The 16,705-nt window shown below is 56.8% G+C and carries 10 protein-coding genes; 8 read left to right on the forward strand and 2 right to left on the reverse strand.

Translation table 11 applies throughout. The features are described 5' to 3' along the window. Nucleotides 1–59 precede the first annotated feature (59 nt). The 8 genes from brxC (at nt 60) to brxL (ending at nt 16,000) form a co-directional block, all read left to right on the forward strand. Nucleotides 60–3,524 carry a BREX system P-loop protein BrxC gene (brxC, locus tag GYA94_RS10075; RefSeq protein WP_161892243.1) on the forward strand — a complete coding sequence of 1,155 codons (3,465 nt, stop codon included), beginning with the start codon at nt 60–62 and terminating at the stop codon, nt 3,522–3,524. Nucleotides 3,525–4,114: 590 nt separating this feature from the next. Then, nucleotides 4,115–7,048: an Eco57I restriction-modification methylase domain-containing protein gene (locus GYA94_RS10080; protein WP_218031591.1), complete on the forward strand. Its 2,934-nt coding sequence runs from the start codon at nt 4,115–4,117 to the stop codon at nt 7,046–7,048. Between the two features lie 2 nt (nt 7,049–7,050). After that, nucleotides 7,051–8,028 (forward strand): DUF932 domain-containing protein, encoded by a 978-nt coding sequence (locus GYA94_RS10085; protein ID WP_161892245.1) that lies wholly within the window; start codon nt 7,051–7,053, stop codon nt 8,026–8,028. Then, a complete protein-coding gene (locus GYA94_RS10090) occupies nt 8,025–9,818 on the forward strand; it encodes a DUF262 domain-containing protein (RefSeq protein ID WP_161892246.1) in 1,794 nt (597 codons plus the stop codon). The genes GYA94_RS10085 and GYA94_RS10090 overlap by 4 nt, the downstream gene beginning before the upstream one ends. Nucleotides 9,819–9,834: 16 nt before the next feature. Next, complete coding sequence (locus GYA94_RS10095; protein WP_161892247.1) at nt 9,835–10,938, forward strand: AAA family ATPase; 1,104 nt, start codon at nt 9,835–9,837, stop codon at nt 10,936–10,938. Next, a complete protein-coding gene (locus tag GYA94_RS10100; RefSeq protein ID WP_161892248.1) occupies nt 10,935–11,618 on the forward strand; it encodes a DUF4276 family protein in 684 nt (227 codons plus the stop codon). The genes GYA94_RS10095 and GYA94_RS10100 overlap by 4 nt, the downstream gene beginning before the upstream one ends. Nucleotides 11,619–11,632: 14 nt before the next feature. Then, a complete protein-coding gene (gene pglZ, locus GYA94_RS10105) occupies nt 11,633–13,951 on the forward strand; it encodes a BREX-1 system phosphatase PglZ type B (protein ID WP_161892249.1) in 2,319 nt (772 codons plus the stop codon). A gap of 6 nt (nt 13,952–13,957) precedes the next feature. Beyond that, entirely contained in the window at nt 13,958–16,000 is a 2,043-nt protein-coding gene (gene brxL, locus GYA94_RS10110) for a protease Lon-related BREX system protein BrxL (RefSeq protein WP_255326916.1), read from the forward strand. A 96-nt stretch (nt 16,001–16,096) separates the two neighbouring features. Here the strand turns inward: brxL and GYA94_RS28160 are convergent, their stop codons facing one another. After that, on the reverse strand, nt 16,097–16,279 hold the full coding sequence (locus tag GYA94_RS28160; protein ID WP_161892251.1) for a hypothetical protein: 183 nt from the start codon (nt 16,277–16,279) through the stop codon (nt 16,097–16,099). Between the two features lie 9 nt (nt 16,280–16,288). After that, nucleotides 16,289–16,705 (reverse strand): RadC family protein (radC, locus tag GYA94_RS10120; RefSeq protein WP_161892252.1); only part of this gene is annotated, 417 nt, incomplete at its 5' end.

A 16,705-nucleotide genomic window follows, 5' to 3' on the forward strand; every position in this document is an offset into this window, starting at 1 on the left:
CGGCACACATTGCCGTTTTGAATTGAATAGCGCCAATGCGCACAGGGAGTACGCCCAGGATGTTGAACCGCGAGATTTACGACCTAGACCCGCAACAGAACCGGCTGGAAAACAACGGCGTTGCCGAGGTCAAAGACGACCAGTCCCAGCAGGCCCTGAAAACCCTGCGCTACGAACTGCAGACCTTTGTTTGTGACGGCGAATACCAGGCGGGCCTCGATAAAATCCTCTCCGCCTATCTGCGCAACCTGGGTGACGGGCATGAACAGCCCGGCGTGTGGATCTCTGGTTTCTTCGGTTCGGGTAAATCGCACCTGGCCAAAATGCTTCGCGCTCTTTGGACCAACCAGGAGTTCAGTGATGGCGTAGCTGCTCGCGACATTGCCGATCTGCCCCAGGAGATCAAGGACCATTTCAAAGAACTCAGCATCCAGGCCAAGCGCCACGGTGGCCTCCACGCCGCCTCGGGCACTTTAGGTGCTGGTGCCAACAACAATGTGCGTCTGGCCCTGCTGAACATTGTGTTCAAGTCCGCAGGCCTGCCGGAACAGTACCACCAGGCGCGCTTTGTGCTGTGGCTGCATAAGCAGGGCATTTTCGATCAGGTTAAAGCCCACGTTGAAGCAGCAGGCGACAACTGGGATGACGAGCTGGAAGACCTCTACGTTTCCAGCAGCATTTCACGTGCCTTGCTGGCTATCGACAGCACCCTCGGCGATGACGTCAAACAAGTGCGCCAGCTGCTGCGCGAGCAGTACCCCAATGTGCAGGATGTGACCAACCAGCAGATGGTCGACGCCATCTATGACGCCCTAGTGAAGGACGGCCAGTTCCCGCTGACACTGGTGGTGCTCGATGAGGTGCAGCAGTACGTCGGCTCGGACCCAGAAAAAGCTCACCAGGTGCAGGAGGTGGTCGAAACCTGCTGCAAGAGCTCCAAGTTCAAGAGCAAGATGTTGTTCGTGTCCACCGGACAGAGCGCACTGTCAGGCATGGCTAACCTGCAGCGTCTGCTCGGCCGTTTCCAGATTCCTGTGCAGCTGTCCGATACCGATGTTGAATCGGTGATTCGCAAGGTCATCCTGCGCAAGAAAGCCTCGGCCCGCCCGCAGCTGGAGCAGGTGATGAACGCTCACTTGGGCGAAATCTCCCGTCAGCTTCGCGGAACCAAGATCGAACACCATCGCGACGACGAAAAGGTCATGCTGGCCGACTATCCGCTGCTGCCAGTGCGCCGGCGCTTCTGGGAAAAGGTCCTGCGGATTGTTGATACCACCGGTACCGCCTCGCAGCTGCGTAACCAGCTCAAGGTCATCCACGAGGCCGCTCAGGCCACGGCTGATCAGCCCCTGGGCCATGTGGTCGCCGCTGATTTCATCTACAACCAGATCTCGGTCAACCTGTTACAGACCGGGGTGATCTCCAAAGAAATCGCGGAAACCATTGGCCGCTTGTCAGCTGGAGATGCTGACGATCAACTCAAGTCACGCATCCTTTCCCTGGTATTGCTAATTGGAAAATTGCCCACGGATCCGACCGCAGACTGTGGCGTGCGCGCCACTGCCGATATGCTCGGCGATCTGCTGATTGATGACCTCAATCAGGGCAAAGACGCCATCCGCACCCAGGTACCCAAACTGCTGCAAGAGCTGGCTGACGATGGCCTGGTCATGCCTATGCAAACCAGCACCGGCACCGAATACCGCCTGCAAACCCAGGAAAGCGCTCAGTGGTACGACACCCTGCGCCAGGAAGAGGCCGACCTGCGCGGTAACCTGCAGCGGGTAGAAAACATCCGCGTCGATCTGCTGCACAAGGAGCTGCGCCGTCAGATCGCCCAGGTGCGCCTGACCCAAGGCAAATGCAATGAGCCGCGCCAAGTGTTGCCTTGCTTTGATGCGGAACTACCGAAGGATGCCAACGAGAAAATCTATGCCTGGGTTCAGGATGGCTGGGCGATTGATGAAAAAAGCTTTATGACCGAGGCTCGCAGCCGCAACCCCAGCGAGCCGACCATCTTCATTTATGTACCAGCTCGTAACCGTTCCGAGCTGACTAACGCCATCGTTGCAGAACATGCGGCCCAGGCCACCCTGGACAAGCGCGGCATACCCAACACTGATGCCGGCAAAGATGCCCGCAGCGCCATGGAAACCCGCCACCGCGATGCCCAGAAGCAGGTGCAAGCCCTGCTGCGTGAAATCTTCGAGGGTGTACAGGTGCTGCAGGCCGGCGGTAACGAGGTAGACGGCAACAGCATCAGCGACCGCGTCGAAAGCGCCGCCAAGGCCTCACTGGTTCGCCTTTACCGCGAGTTTGACCAGGCCGACCACCCCGCCTGGGGCAAGGTCTACGAGCGTGCCAGCAAAGACGGTGGCCAGAACGCCCTCGAGCTACTTGGTTATAGTGGTGATGCCGAACAGCATCCGGTCTGTGCCGCGATCAAACGCTTTATCGGTGTCTCGAAAAAGGGCAGTGAAATCCGCGAGCACTTCCTGGCCGCGCCCTATGGCTGGCCACAGGATGCCATTGACGGTGCGCTCTATGTGCTGCTTTCCAGCGGCATCCTGATCGCCACCGACAGCCGTAACAACCCGGTCAGTGCCAGTAGCCTTGATCGTAAGCAGATCACCCAGGCCAGCTTCCGTCCGGAAAGCATCACCATCCGCCCGGTGGACATGATCAAGATCCGTGGTGTGCTCAGCAGCAGTGGTATCGAGTGCCAGCCGGGGGAAGAGGCCAACAAATTGCCACTCCTAGCCGAGAAGGGGCGCGATCTGGCCAAGCGCGCCGGTGGTCCTGCGCCATTCCCGGCAGTGCCAGATACCAAGGTCTTTGACGAACTGGCCCGCCAATCCGGTAATGCCCAGCTCAAGCAGGTGCTGGATGAGCAGGACGCCATCAAGCAGGCCATCAAGGACTGGGCCGACACCGCAAAGCGTATTGACGCTCGCCGTGGTGACTGGACGCTGCTGACCAGTCTGCTAGACGCCAGCCGTGGCCTAGCCTTCCACGCGCCCATTCAGGCCGAAGCCGATGCGATTAGCCAGCAACGCTCGTTACTCGACGACCCTAACCCGGCCACCGCGCTGATCCAGCAACTGGTCAGCAAGCTGCGCGATGCGATCCAGTTCCATGTCCAGGCTTATTTGGATCGCCACGCGGAGTGCTTGGCTCAGCTGCAGTCAGATAGCCACTGGCAGCAACTGAATGATCAGCAACAAAGCGCCATCCTGGAAAAGCGCAAACTGATGACCCTGGAGCAACCCACGCTGAACGATGCCGAGGCGATTATCGACAGCCTCAGCGAGGTCAGCCTGGAGCAGTGGACAGACCGCACCGAGTCTCTCGCCAGCAAGTTCGACAGCGCCCGCCTGGAAGCCGCCGAGCTGCTGCAACCCAAGCTGCAACGCATCAGCCTGCCGCGCAAAACCTTTGAAAGCGAAGCCGATGTGGATGCCTGGCTGACTGACGTCAAACAACAGATTCTCAGCAAACTTAACGACGGACCGGTGACCTTCTGATGACCCAAACCACACACCGCCAGCCCCTCGACAAAGCCCTGCGCCGTGCGCTGGAAGCTACCGTCGTCAAAGCCCGTGACATCGCCGAAACGGCCGCCAGCCAGGCGCTTACCCGCCTGAGCGTGGGGGAGGCCAAAGCGGCGGACTACCTCAATGACCAGCAACGCCAGCTGCGTACACGTCTGCGCGCCCATGGCCGCCAGTTGGGTGACTGCAAACAGGCCAGCGGCCAGCAAAGCCTGAACAAGCTGATAACCGAAGTCGCTTACGAGCACTGGCACCGCATGTTGTTCGCCCGTTTTCTGGAGCAGAACCATCTGCTGATGTATGACGAGCACACACCGCTGACCTTGGCCGAATGCAGCGAACTGATCCAGGACCCGGACACTCTGCGTGATGAGCTGGAGAGCCGATGCAACAGTGGCTGGGAGATGGCCGGCGTACTCGCCTCGAAGATGTTGCCGCAGATCTTTCGCGTCGACTCGCCGGTATTTGCCCTGGAGTTTGCCCCCGAGCACCAGCGCGAGCTTGAAAGGCTGGTTACCGGCCTGGCCGCAGAGACCTTCCAGGCTCAGGACAGCCTCGGCTGGGTGTATCAGTTCTGGCAAAGCAAGCGCAAGGAAGAGGTCAACAAATCCGAGGTCAAGATAGGCGCCGACGAACTCTCGCCCGTCACCCAGCTGTTTACCGAACCCTACATGGTCAGCTTCCTGCTGGATAACAGTCTGGGCGCCTGGTGGGCAGGCCAGCGGCTCACCGAGCACGACTGGCAAACCGCGCACAGCGAACAGGAACTGCGCGAAAAAGCTGCCATCCCCGGCGTGCCGCTGAGCTACCTGCGCTTTGTGCAAAACGACCAAACCCAGCAATGGCAACCCGCCTCCGGCACCTTCGACGCCTGGCCCAAGCACCTCAGCGAGCTTAAAACCCTCGACCCCTGCTGCGGCTCTGGCCATTTCCTGGTCGCCGCCTTTCTGATGCTGGTGCCCATGCGCATGCAGGCCGAGCACCTCAACGCCCGCCAAGCCATCGACAAGGTACTCAGCGAAAACCTCCACGGCCTTGAGCTGGACCAGCGCTGTGTCGAGCTGGCCGCTTTTGCCGTCGCCCTGGAAGCCTGGCGCTACCCCGATGCCGATGGTTATCGCTTGCTGCCCGAACTGCACCTGGCCTGCAGTGGCCTGTCCATCGCTGCCGCCCGCGACGAATGGAAAGAGCTCAGCCGCAAGGCCGGCAAACAGAACCTGACCATTGCCCTGGACTGGATGTACCAGACCTTCCAGGATGCCCCGGTGCTTGGCAGCCTGATCAACCCGCGCCGCAGCAAGGCCGCGCAAATTGCCCAGTGGAGCGAACTGCAGCAACTGTTGGGTGAAGCGCTCACTCAAGATCAAGCCAACCAGCAAAACCAGGTCGACGGCGAAATCTCCGCCCTGACCAATCGCCTGGAGGCCGGCATTGTCGCTCAGGGCTTGGCCAAGGCCGCCGAGCTGCTCGCGGGCCAATACACCTGGGTTATCACCAACGTGCCATATCTGGCGCGGGGCAAGCAGCATGAGACCCTTAAGGACCACTGCGAAACCCATTACCCCGAAGCCAAGAATGACCTTGCCACGGTGTTTCTTGACCGTTGTCTGGAATTCTGTGTGCAGGGGGGCACTGCCAGCATTGTGCTGCCGCAGAACTGGCTGTTCCTTACCAGCTACCGCAAGTTTCGCGAGAAGCTGTTGCAGAACGACAGCTGGCATTTGATTGCCCGCTTGGGGCCAGGTGCCTTTGAGACCATCAGTGGCGAGGTGGTCAAAGCCATTCTGATCAACCTGAGTCGTGGCAATGCCGCAGGCCAGTCGGCGGATCTGCTGCACAGTGGCGAGCAAGACAACTGGATTCGCGGGGTGGATGTGTCTGAACCGCGCACGGCGGCGGAGAAGGCGGCGGGGTTGTTGGCGGATGACATTCAGATTGCTGAGCAATCGAAGCAGTTTGAGAATCCAGATGTGGTGGTTACTTTCAACCAACAAGGTGGGGGCTTACTTGAGGCTTATTGCAAGCCAAGAACGGGCCTCCAGACTGGCGATAATGATCGGTTCTCTTTTCTGTTTTGGGAGGTTTTGTCAATATGCGAACCTTGGGCTCTTTTTCAGCGCACAGCCGAGCGTTCAGAGCACTTTTCGGGTGCTAGACAAATACTGAGATGGCATCCGTCTGGGCTGGAGCTGAAATCGAATTCTGGATCCGCAATTAGAGGGTTAGATTGCTGCCGGAAAAAAGGAATTCTTATCCACAGAATGGCAAACCTCCCAGTCACCTTTTTCTTGGGTGAAATTTTTGACCAGAATGGAGCTGTAGCTATTCCAGAGTCCAATAAGGATCTTCCCGCTCTTTGGTGCTTCTTATCCTCAGAAGACTACAACGTTGCTATACGTAAAATCGACTCAAAGCTTGGCGTTACCCCGGCAACTCTTGGTCGCGCTTCGTACGACCATGAGGCATGGTTAGAAAATTCAAAAAACGCCTATCCCAACGGTCTCCCGCAGCCCTACACCAACGACCCCACCCAATGGATCTACCACGGCCACCCCTGTGGCTCGGTAATCTGGGACGAAGACAGCAAATGGACCGCCCAAGGTGAACTGCGCGTCGATGACAGCGTGCTGCAAGTCGCCGTTGCCCGCCTGCTCGGCTACCGCTGGCCAGCAGAGCTGGACCCGGAGATGGAGCTGGCCGCCGAACAACGCGAATGGGTAGAGCGTTGCCAGGAATTGGCCGGTTTTGTCGATGACGACGGCATTGTCTGCCTGCCACCGGTGCGCGGTGAAAAGGCCGCCGACCAGCGCCTGGAAGCCCTGCTGCAAGCCGCCTATGGCGATGCCTGGACCACCCCACTGAAAAACCGCCTGCTCGACGCTGTCGGCAGCAAATCCCTCAGCCTCTGGCTGCGCGACAAGTTCTTCGAGCAGCACTGCAAGCTGTTCCAGCACCGGCCTTTCATCTGGCACATCTGGGACGGCCTTAAGGACGGCTTCAGTGTACTGGTCAACTACCACAAGCTCGACAAGGCCGGCCTTGAGCGCCTGATCTACACCTATCTGGGCGACTGGATTCGCACCCAGCAGGCCGGCCTCGCCAACGGCGAAGACGGTGCCCAGGAACGCCTCGCCGCCGCCGAAGCCCTGAAGAAAGAGCTGGAAGCCATCCTCGAAGGAGAGGGTACAGCCGAAAAACCCTACGATATCTTCGTCCGCTGGAAGCCTCTGGCAGAACAACCCATCGGCTGGACCCCCGACCTCAACGATGGCGTGCGCCTCAATATCCGCCCATTCCTGTATGCCCGCGACGTCAGCAAGAAAGGCGCCGGCATCCTGCGCTGGGCGCCCAACATCAAGTGGACCAAAGATCGCGGCAAAGACGTCGAATCCGCCCCCTGGTATCGCCTGGGCCTGCAATACGGCGAAGGCGAAGGCGCACGCATCAACGACCATCACCTGAGTTTGGCTGAGAAACGGGCGGCAAGGAGCCATTAAACATGGAACGTAAATGGTCCGCGATGGAGCCAGCGGTTGCCTTTTTCCCTGTCGAGCTGAGGCCGGTTTTTATCGAGGCTTCAGCTCAAGGTAACGACCTGTTTGCAGGCTGCGGGTATCAGGCGCTTCCTCGTCACCAAGCGGTGGTCGATGTAGAGAGTAACCATGCCTTTGCAGTGGTGACCGAGGATTATCGCTTGGTCACTAATCGTCAGGCGTTTGACTTGGCAGCCGATGCACTCAAGCAGGTTTTTGACTTTACCTCGATGGAGGATATGGCCTGCCTAAACGTGACCATGCCCAAGTCGCGATCGTTCTGTCATATCGATCTGATTCACAAAGGAAGCGACTTTGAGCCCTGGCAGAACGACCGTTGGGTACCCTTTGTGCGTATCACCAACAGCTACAACCGCACCCGCCGTTTACGCTTTGAAGTTGGTTTTTGCCGTTGGATCTGTCTGAATGGGCTGATCTTTGGCGGTAAAAGTGTCGAAATCAGCTTTGCCCATACCCGGCAGTTGCAAGATGAAATGCGCCGTTGGCATGAGAATCTCGCTGGTATCAAGCTGCTAGAAAAACTCTTTGTGGCCAAGCTGAATAATTTGCAGCGCTTTCATGTGCCTGCACGCTGGATGCTACCGCTCGCGTGCAAGGTATTTGACGTGCGCATTGCCTCTGATACGCCCATCAAAAAACGCCGGGCTGATGAGCTGGTTAAGTTCCGCCAGGCCATTGCGGATCTGGCCAGTGATTATTTTGTGTCGATGGGGGGGCACGGCTATGCCGCCCTCAATGTGCTGACAGATTACGCTAGCCGACCTGTGGGTGTTATTGCCCCAGAAACCATGATTGATGGCTTCCAGCACAAGGCCGGTGACTGGATCGATGAATTTGTTGAACATATTGAAAAGCGTGATTTCACGTTTGAAGCCTATCTCGGCGAACACCTGAAAACAGCAGAGGCCATCGCCAGATTATGATCAAGTCGGTTTATAACTACCCTGTATCTACTCTTCTCGATATTGAAAGTGGTGTTATCTACGCTATCCCGCGCTACCAGCGTGAGTACACCTGGAGTCGGGCGCAATGGGATGCTCTGTTTGACGATTTGCTGGAGAACGAGCCAAATTACTTTCTTGGCTCGATCATTTGCATCAATCAGTCGCAAGACGCTTTGTCAGTACAAAGCCTGGAGCTGGTGGATGGTCAGCAGCGCATGACTACCTTGTCGCTGTTGTTAGCTGCGATCTACCAAAGCTTCAGGGTGCTGCCCAACCTGGGCATGGAGCAGCAGATTGAGTTGTATAACCTCAAGCACAAGCTGGTGCTGAAGAAAAAGTCAGACCAGCCACGATTGATCCCCCAGGTGCAGAACAACAATCAGCAGGATTACTTCGCGGTGCTCGGCAAAGCCGGGATTTTAGACGATGTGGAGCAGGTGCAGCACGCAGGTAACCGCCGTGTGCTGAAAGCATACCGGCACTTTCTGTGGCGTATTGAGCAGTATCTGCAAGAGCTCAGTGAACCAGTCACGGGCCTGCAAGCGCTGCTGGACAAAGTGAACACCGCCACCCTGGTCAAGATCGAGGTGGCTGGTCATTCGGATGCCTACACGCTGTTTGAATCGCTGAACAACCGTGGTGTGCCGTTGACGGCTATTGATCTTATCAAGAACAAGCTGTTGGCCGTGCTGGAAGCCAAGGACCCTGGCAGCATCGACAAGCACTACAACCGCTGGAAGAAAGTCATCGATGCCTTGGGTGATGACTATGCGGTGCAGGAGCGATTCTTCCGTCAGTACTACAACGCCTTCAAGCCTGACCTGAAGGACATCGTCTCGGTGCCGGTGGCGACCAAATCCAACCTGATGCATGTGTACGAGAAGCTGATCGCCCATGATGCTGAGAGCTTCCTGCAGGCAATGATCCGGCTCTCTGCCCATTACGCTCAGATCGTGGGTTACCGCGCCGTGCCTGAGCAGCCAAAGCTATCCGGTCTGCTGTTGTCGTTGGATCGTATCCAAGGGGCCGCAGCGTATCTGTTGTTGATGGTGCTGTTTGAGCGTAAGGACACCCTGGAGCTCGAGCAGGAGCATCTGGAGCAGGCGGTGCATTTCCTCATCGCCTTCTTTGTACGGCGCAACACCACCGACCTGCCGCCTACCCGAGACCTGACCCGGATTTTTATGGATGTGGCCGAGGCAGTGCTGGCGTTAAAAGGCCAGGCAGTGGTCAGTCATATCCAGCAACGCCTGACAGGCGAAAGCTCCAGTGACGAGCAGTTTGAGAAGATCCTCAAAGGGCCAGTCTATGAAGATAACAAGGCCGTTTGCCGCTTTGTGCTTTGTGCGCTTGAAGAAAGTCGCATGACCCGTGAAACCCAGGTTGATCTCTGGGCCTTGAAAGGCAAGCAGTACGTTTGGACGATCGAGCACATTTTCCCTCAGGGTGAAAACATCCCCGATACCTGGGTGCAGATGATCGCCAACGGCGACGCTGCGCTAGCGGAGCAACACCGCCAAACCTACGCCCACTGCCTGGGAAATCTGACTATCTCTGGCTACAACAGCGCTCTGGGCAACAAGAGCTTTGCCGAAAAGCAGAGCCGGCTGGATAGCCAGGGGCGCAAGGTGGGCTACAACAATGGCCTGCACTTGAACCAAGCGTTGGCCAATGAGACCAGCTGGACCGTGGATAAGCTCAAGGCACGCACGGATCTTTTGGTGCAAGAGGTGCTGCAGAAGTATCCTCTGGCCATTTCGTTCAAATGAAAGCCTCGGTGACGATATGAGCGCGATCCACACGCTGTCTATCAGTGGATTCAAGTCCATCAGAAAGATGGAGAACCTGAACCTGTCGAGCCTTAACGTTTTGATAGGGGCAAACGGTGCCGGAAAGAGCAATTTTGTTGCCTATTTCCGCATGCTCTCAGAGCTTGTGGAGGGGCGGCTACAGGTCTGGGCAAGCAAGCAAGGCGGCGCAGACAGGCTTCTCAGTTATGGGGTTAAGGAAACCTCTGAATTGACTACATCTGTTCGTTTTGGTGCTAATGGCTACGACATTGCGCTGGAACCAAGGGTAGATGGTGGATTCACTTTCACATCTGAAATGTTGTATTTCAATGGCCCTTACCACGGTGTAACCCGTCCCAGGTTGGGTGCTGGGCATTCCGAGTCGAATCTCAAGAGTGTGATGGCGAGCGGTACGTCAAAAAAAATTGCGACCTTTTGCTTTAACGCTATCAACGGATGGAAGGTTTATCACTTCCATGACACTAGTGATACGGCGGGCGTGAAGCGCCAGTGTGCCGTGCATGACAACACCTTTTTGCGGAAGGATGCCTCGAATCTGGCAGCCTTCCTCTTCCGATTGCAAAGTGAAGCACCTGAGGTTTACAACCAGATTCGTAAGACGGTTCGTCTGGCAGTGCCGTTCTTTGAGGACTTTGTGCTCAAGCCGACGACCTTGCCCACAGAAGAGCAGCAGATCCGTTTGCTTTGGAAGCAAAACGACAGTGATTACGCACTCTGGCCCAGTCAACTGTCGGATGGTTCTATCCGATTCATCTGTCTGGTAACTGCGCTGCTTCAGCCTGATCCCCCTACAACAATTATTATTGATGAGCCTGAGCTGGGCTTACATCCCTATGCAATCACGCTGCTTGGGGCACTGATACGTTCGGCTGCCATGCGCACTCAGGTGATTATTTCCACTCAGTCAGTTCCCTTGCTCAACGAGTTTGAAATTGAAGACTTGATCGTCGTTGAGCGTGAAGAGGGCGGTTCGGTATTTAAGCGCCTGGCTGAAGCGGACTTCACCAGTTGGTTGGAGGATTACAGTCTCGGTGAACTATGGGAGAAGAACGTCTTGGGCGGGAGGCCTTCACGATGATCCGAGTCCACGTCATTTGCGAAGGGCAAACAGAGGAGATGTTTGTCAATGAAATTCTGACGCCGGTCTTTTTCCCTAAGGGTATTCAGTTAGTTCCTGCGCTCGTTGGCAAACCAGGGCATAAGGGCGGCAATTTCAAGTTTGAACGCCTACAGGCGGATGTGAAAAATCGCTTGCTGGGTGACCGAACCGCTTATTGCACTACATTCTTTGACTATTACGGCCTGCCGCAGGGTTTCCCAGGTAAGGATACTCTAGTTGCTCATGCGGACATCCGAGACAAAGCTGCAGCCGTACAGGATGCGATGGTCGATGAGCTTATCCGTTTAATCGGCCAAGATTCCATGCGACGATTTATACCCTTTGTGCAGATGTACGAATTTGAGGCGCTGTTGTTCAGCGACCCTGATGCCTTTGCCATTGGCGTCGACAGAATTTCCTTGAACCAGCACCTCAAAGCAATCGGCGCGCAGTTCGAGAGTCCAGAACACATTAACAATAGCCCTGTAACAGCTCCCAGCAAGCGGATCGAGGCCTTGATGGCTGACTATCAAAAGCCATTGATGGGAACGCTGGCTGCCTTGGAAGTGGGTTTGGATGTAATGCGTGCAAAATGCGCGCTTTTCAATGATTGGTTGACGCGCATTGAGTCGTTGCTGGTAACCAATGAAGCAATCTGAATTTAGGGAGTTTCATGAAGCTGATTGACCTGTTGGTCCAGGAAGTCCGTGCCAGCGCTGCGTACAACTCCAACGTTCAAACCGCCCCCAGCGTGATTCTCTGGACCGATAAGCTGCGTCAGTGGGAGCCGGCCTTGCCTTTGTTGCAGGCGGCTATGCCTGAGCTGATTGTGCTGGGTGACTATGCGCCTGAGGCTAGAACCGGTCCGGCTATCTGGATCAAGTGTGCGGTTGAGGGGGTGTTGCCTGGCATTGAGCTGCCCGCCGAACGTACGCCGATTGTGTATTTGCCAGGCTATGAGCGCCGAGATTTACGCGCTATCGCCGCTTGCCCGGAGGCGCTCAAGCCGCTGGCGGAGTTGCAGTACCGTGGCTGCTGGTGGATCTACAGCAATTCCGGTCGGGATTGGACGGTGAATGCCTTCCTGGTATCGAGCAACGGCGGTGCCGGGCTGGATGTGGCCAAGGATGAGAAAAGCCAGCAGGTTTTGCTGCGCGTACTGCCTGAAATTCTCGAAAGCGAGCGCGATGAGCTGAGCAACCGTCGCCTGGAAGCAGCGGACTTCAACAAGTTGGTCAGCAGTGATCCGGTCAGAGATTTACTCAGCTGGATGAATGACAGCCAAGCCTGCCGTGAGCGCTGGGAGCCGGCACGCTGGCAGGCGCTGGTGGGTATTTGCGATGCCGAGTACCATTTTAATCCGGAGCGGGATGGGGAGCTGACTGCAGCGGAGTTGCTGTGCCAGCGCCAGGGTATTTGGGACGGCGTATGGCGGCGTTTTGTCGAGTCTTGCACCCACTACCCGCAGTTGCCGCAGTTGCTGTTGAAGGTGCAGGCTGACCTTGCTGCGAGCGGTGACAGCTACCCTTCGATCAATGCCAGTGAAGAACAGCAGCTTGAGCAGGACTTAAGCGGGTTGCTTGAGCAGGAGCCTGCCAAGGTTCGCTTGGCTATTGCTCAGCTTGAAGCGCGGCATGCTGCGCGTCGTGAGTGGGTGTGGTTCTCGCTTGAGATGGCTCCGTTGGCTGGCGTTCTGCAGCATCTGGCGGAAATTGCCAAGGCCACGACAACCACCTTCTCGGGAGTTGACCCGGAGGAAATGGCAAGCCAGTACAAAGAGCACTACTGGCAGGCGGATGATCATGCGCTGCGAGCGCTGGCTTATCCGTTGTCTTTGGTACAGCAGGGGTTGGTGCAGGGCATCCTGGATCTGATTTACACCCCGTGGCTGGATGGCATCACTTCCAACTTCCAGAACCTGGTGCGCACTAAGGGCTACCCGGGTTCTGGTCAGGTCAATGAGGCAACTGCTGACTATGCCGCGACCGGCGAGGCGGTTTTCTTCGTAGATGGTTTGCGCTTCGATACGGCTCAGCGCCTGGCGGCCAAACTGCAAGATCTGGGTGATATTAAGCTCGCTTCTAACTGGGCGGCGTTGCCTTCGGTGACTGCTACGGCCAAGGCGGCAGTTACCCCTGTGCATGATCGCTTGACCGGGCGTGTGACCGATCGAGACTTCGAACCCAGTTTGCTGGATGAGGATAAAGACTTTTCAGCTCACTACCTGCGCAAGCTGCTGGACGAAAAGAGCTGGCAGTACCTGGAAGAAGGAGAGTCGGGTAGTTCGTCCTCGAATGCCTGGCTGCAAAGTGGCGATATTGATAAGGAAGGCCACGTAAAAGGGCTGAAACTCGCCGCGCGCATCGACACTCTGCTGGATGAGGTGGTGGAGCGGGCTGAGGAACTGATCGCTGCTGGCTGGCGGAGAATCCGCATTGTTACTGACCATGGCTGGTTGCTGACGCCCAAGCCGATGGTGAAGGTCGATTTGCCCAAGCATCTGACAGAGACTCGCTGGGGCCGTTGCGCGGTCATCAAGGATGCTGTCGATACGGGCTATCAGCAGGTGGGCTGGTACTGGAATAGCGCTGTTAGCATTGCATTGGCGCCGGGAGTTTTTAGCTTCAAGGCCGGTCAGCACTATGATCACGGAGGCTTGAGCCTGCAGGAGTGCCTCACTCCGGTCATTGAGCTGCGCAGCACACAAGCGCCCATCTCCGTCTCTGCAGTTACCGCGACCCTGTCGGATATTCGCTGGTTAGGCCTGACCTGCAAGGTGCAGGCTGCAACCCAGGCAGACGGTGTATTGGCGGTGCTGAGAACACATGCGGGTGAGGCGGATTCCGAAATCAGCAAGCGCAAGCCGCTCAAAGAAGGCAAGTGCAGCCTCTTGGTGGATGACCAGTATGAGGGCAGCTCTGCGGTGTTGGTGCTGCTGGATGATCAAGGCAATGTGCTGGCGAAGAAGCCGACATTGGTAGGAGACGAATAAGTGGAAATGGATACGCTGGACCACAAGGCTGCTGAGTCCTTTGAGGGTTATCTGGTCCGCAAGGATCTGGTGCGAACCTTCGCCCGCCAGTTCCCGGTACCCACCTATGTGGTCGAGTTCATGCTGGGACGGTACTGCGCTTCCACCAATCCCGATGAGATTGAGGAGGGGCTGGAGATTGTGCAGCGCCAGCTGTCTTCCAGAACCGTGCGCGCGGGCGAGGAAGAGCTGTTCAAGGCCAGGGCTTACAAGACAGGTTCGGCCAAGCTGATTGATATTGTCAGCGTACGCTTCGTGGAAAAAGAGGGGTGCTATCTGGCCAGTTTGCCCAGCCTGAACCTGAACCGGGTGCGCATCCCTGACCAGATAGTCGATGACAACGAGCGCCTGTTGACCGGCGGTTTTTATGCTGAGGTCACCCTTGAGTATGACGGGGTGATTGCTGAGGAGAAGGGCAACGCTTTTGGTATCTCCGAGCTGCGGCCGATCCAGATGTCCAAGCGCAACGTGCTGGACATCATGGCCGAGGCCCGTAGTCATTTCAGCAGTGAGGAGTGGCGCGACTTTCTGGTGCGCTCCATTGGCCTGGAGGCCAGCGCGCTGACCTCGCGTGCGAAAGATGCCATTTTGCTGCGGATGATCCCGTTCGTTGAGCGCAACTACAACATGGTTGAATTGGGGCCGCGGGGCACCGGCAAGAGCCACCTTTTCCAGCAGGTATCTCCCTACGCCCACCTGATTTCCGGGGGCAAGGCGACGATCGCCAAGATGTTTGTGAATAATTCGAGCGGACAGCGCGGCCTGGTGTGCCAGTACGATGTGGTCTGTTTTGATGAGGTGAGTGGGATCTCCTTTGACAGCAAGGAGGGGATCAACATCATGAAAGGCTACATGGAGTCCGGTGAGTTCAGCCGTGGCAAGGAAAGCATTCGTGCTGATGGCTCCATGGTGTTTGTGGGTAACTTCGATGTAGACGTGGAGCACCAGCAGCGCGTTGGCCATTTGTTTGGCCCGCTGCCTGCTGAAATGCGTGATGACACGGCGTGGATGGACCGTATCCATTGCTATCTGCCTGGCTGGGATGTACCGAAGATGAACAAGGATCTGGCCACCGATCATTTTGGTCTGGTTAGCGACTTCTTCTCCGAGTGCATGAGCCGCCTGCGATTTGAGAGCCGTGTATCCGTGATGCAAAACCGCGTTCACCTGGGCGGCGCTCTCAGTGGTCGTGATACCAACGCGGTCAACAAGACGGTATCGGGCTTGCTGAAGTTGATGTACCCCAAACAGGATATGCCGGTCTCCGATGAAGATCTGGAGTGGGCAACGCGCTTGGGCCTTGAGGTTCGCCGGCGGGTGAAAGAGCAGCAGAAACGGGTGGGGGCTGCCGAGTTCCGCAATACCCATTTCAGCTATTTCATTGGCGATGATGGCGTCGAGAAGTTCGTTGCAACCCCTGAGCTGAGAGCTGATAACGAGATCGGTGACGATCCGTTGGAGCCGGGTCAGATCTGGACCATCAGTGAAGGGGGGGCGGATATTGATGACAATGCCGGCCTGTACCGGATTGAGGTCAATGAAGGGCCTGGTTCTGGGGTGAAGATTCTCAATAACCCAGCACCTGCCGCGTTCAAAGAGTCTGTGCGCTATGCCGAACAAAACCTGTACTCACGTGCAGGGCAGTTGATTGGCGACCGCGATCCGCGCTCCCATGAGTTTTCCATTCAACTGCGGGCTTTTGATGCGGCGAAGCGCGGCTCTAAGTTGGGGATGGCAGCGCTAATCGCCATGTGCAGCAGCTTGCTGAAGAAGTCCGTCAAAGGTGGGTTAATCGTCGTTGGTGAGATCAACCTGGGTGGCTCAATCGAGCCCATCAGCAATGCAGTAAACATCGCCGAGCTGGCTGTGGAGAAGGGCGCTAGCGCATTACTGATGCCAGTTGCCGCGCGTCGACAGCTCTACGATCTGTCTGATGACATGGCCACCAAAATCGACATTCAGTTCTATCAGGATGCCCGCGATGCGCTGTTGAAGGCGGTTGTGGAGTAACAGCTCGCCTTGATGGTGGAGCGCAGACCCAAAAAGAAAAAACTGGCCGACCTCAACGTGAGCAGCCATTCGGCTGCTCACGTTGAAGGTGGCCGTTTAGCGGGCTGTGCCTGGCTTTGCACTCAGCAGCCGAGCGAAGACCCAGCAAGCCAGGAGAACAGCGACCAGCAGTGGTGGAAAATGCACCATCAGAATCACCAGCAGCACGATTGCCAAGCAGCCTACAAGGATGCCAGCGAATACGAACACAGCTGCGAAGGTACGTAGCCAAAGCTTCATGCCGCCTCCTTACAGGTAGCCCTGTTCTGCCAGAGAGACGCAGCCTTCCTGGCCGACCACGATATGATCCAGAGTTCGCACCCCGACCAAATCCAGCGCTTGCCTGAGTTTGTGAGTGAGATTGCGATCCGCCAGGCTTGGCTCGGGGTCTCCAGAGGGGTGGTTGTGCACGAGGATCATTGCGGCGGCGTTGTGCTCCAGGGCTAACTTCACGACTTCGCGCGGGTAAACACTGGCGCCGTCCAGGGTGCCTCGGAACAGCTCATGAAAGTCGATCACACGGTGTTTGCTGTCGAGCATGAGCAGTGCAAACACTTCATGCTCATACTCGGCCAGCAGGGCTTGCAGGTGGCTAAATACCTCCTTGGGTGATGTCAGTGCTCGCCCCCGGCGCAGGCGCAGAGTGGCGTAACCGCTCCATAAACC

It is taken from the genome of Pseudomonas juntendi (genome assembly GCF_009932375.1).
Taxonomy (GTDB): domain Bacteria; phylum Pseudomonadota; class Gammaproteobacteria; order Pseudomonadales; family Pseudomonadaceae; genus Aquipseudomonas; species Aquipseudomonas juntendi.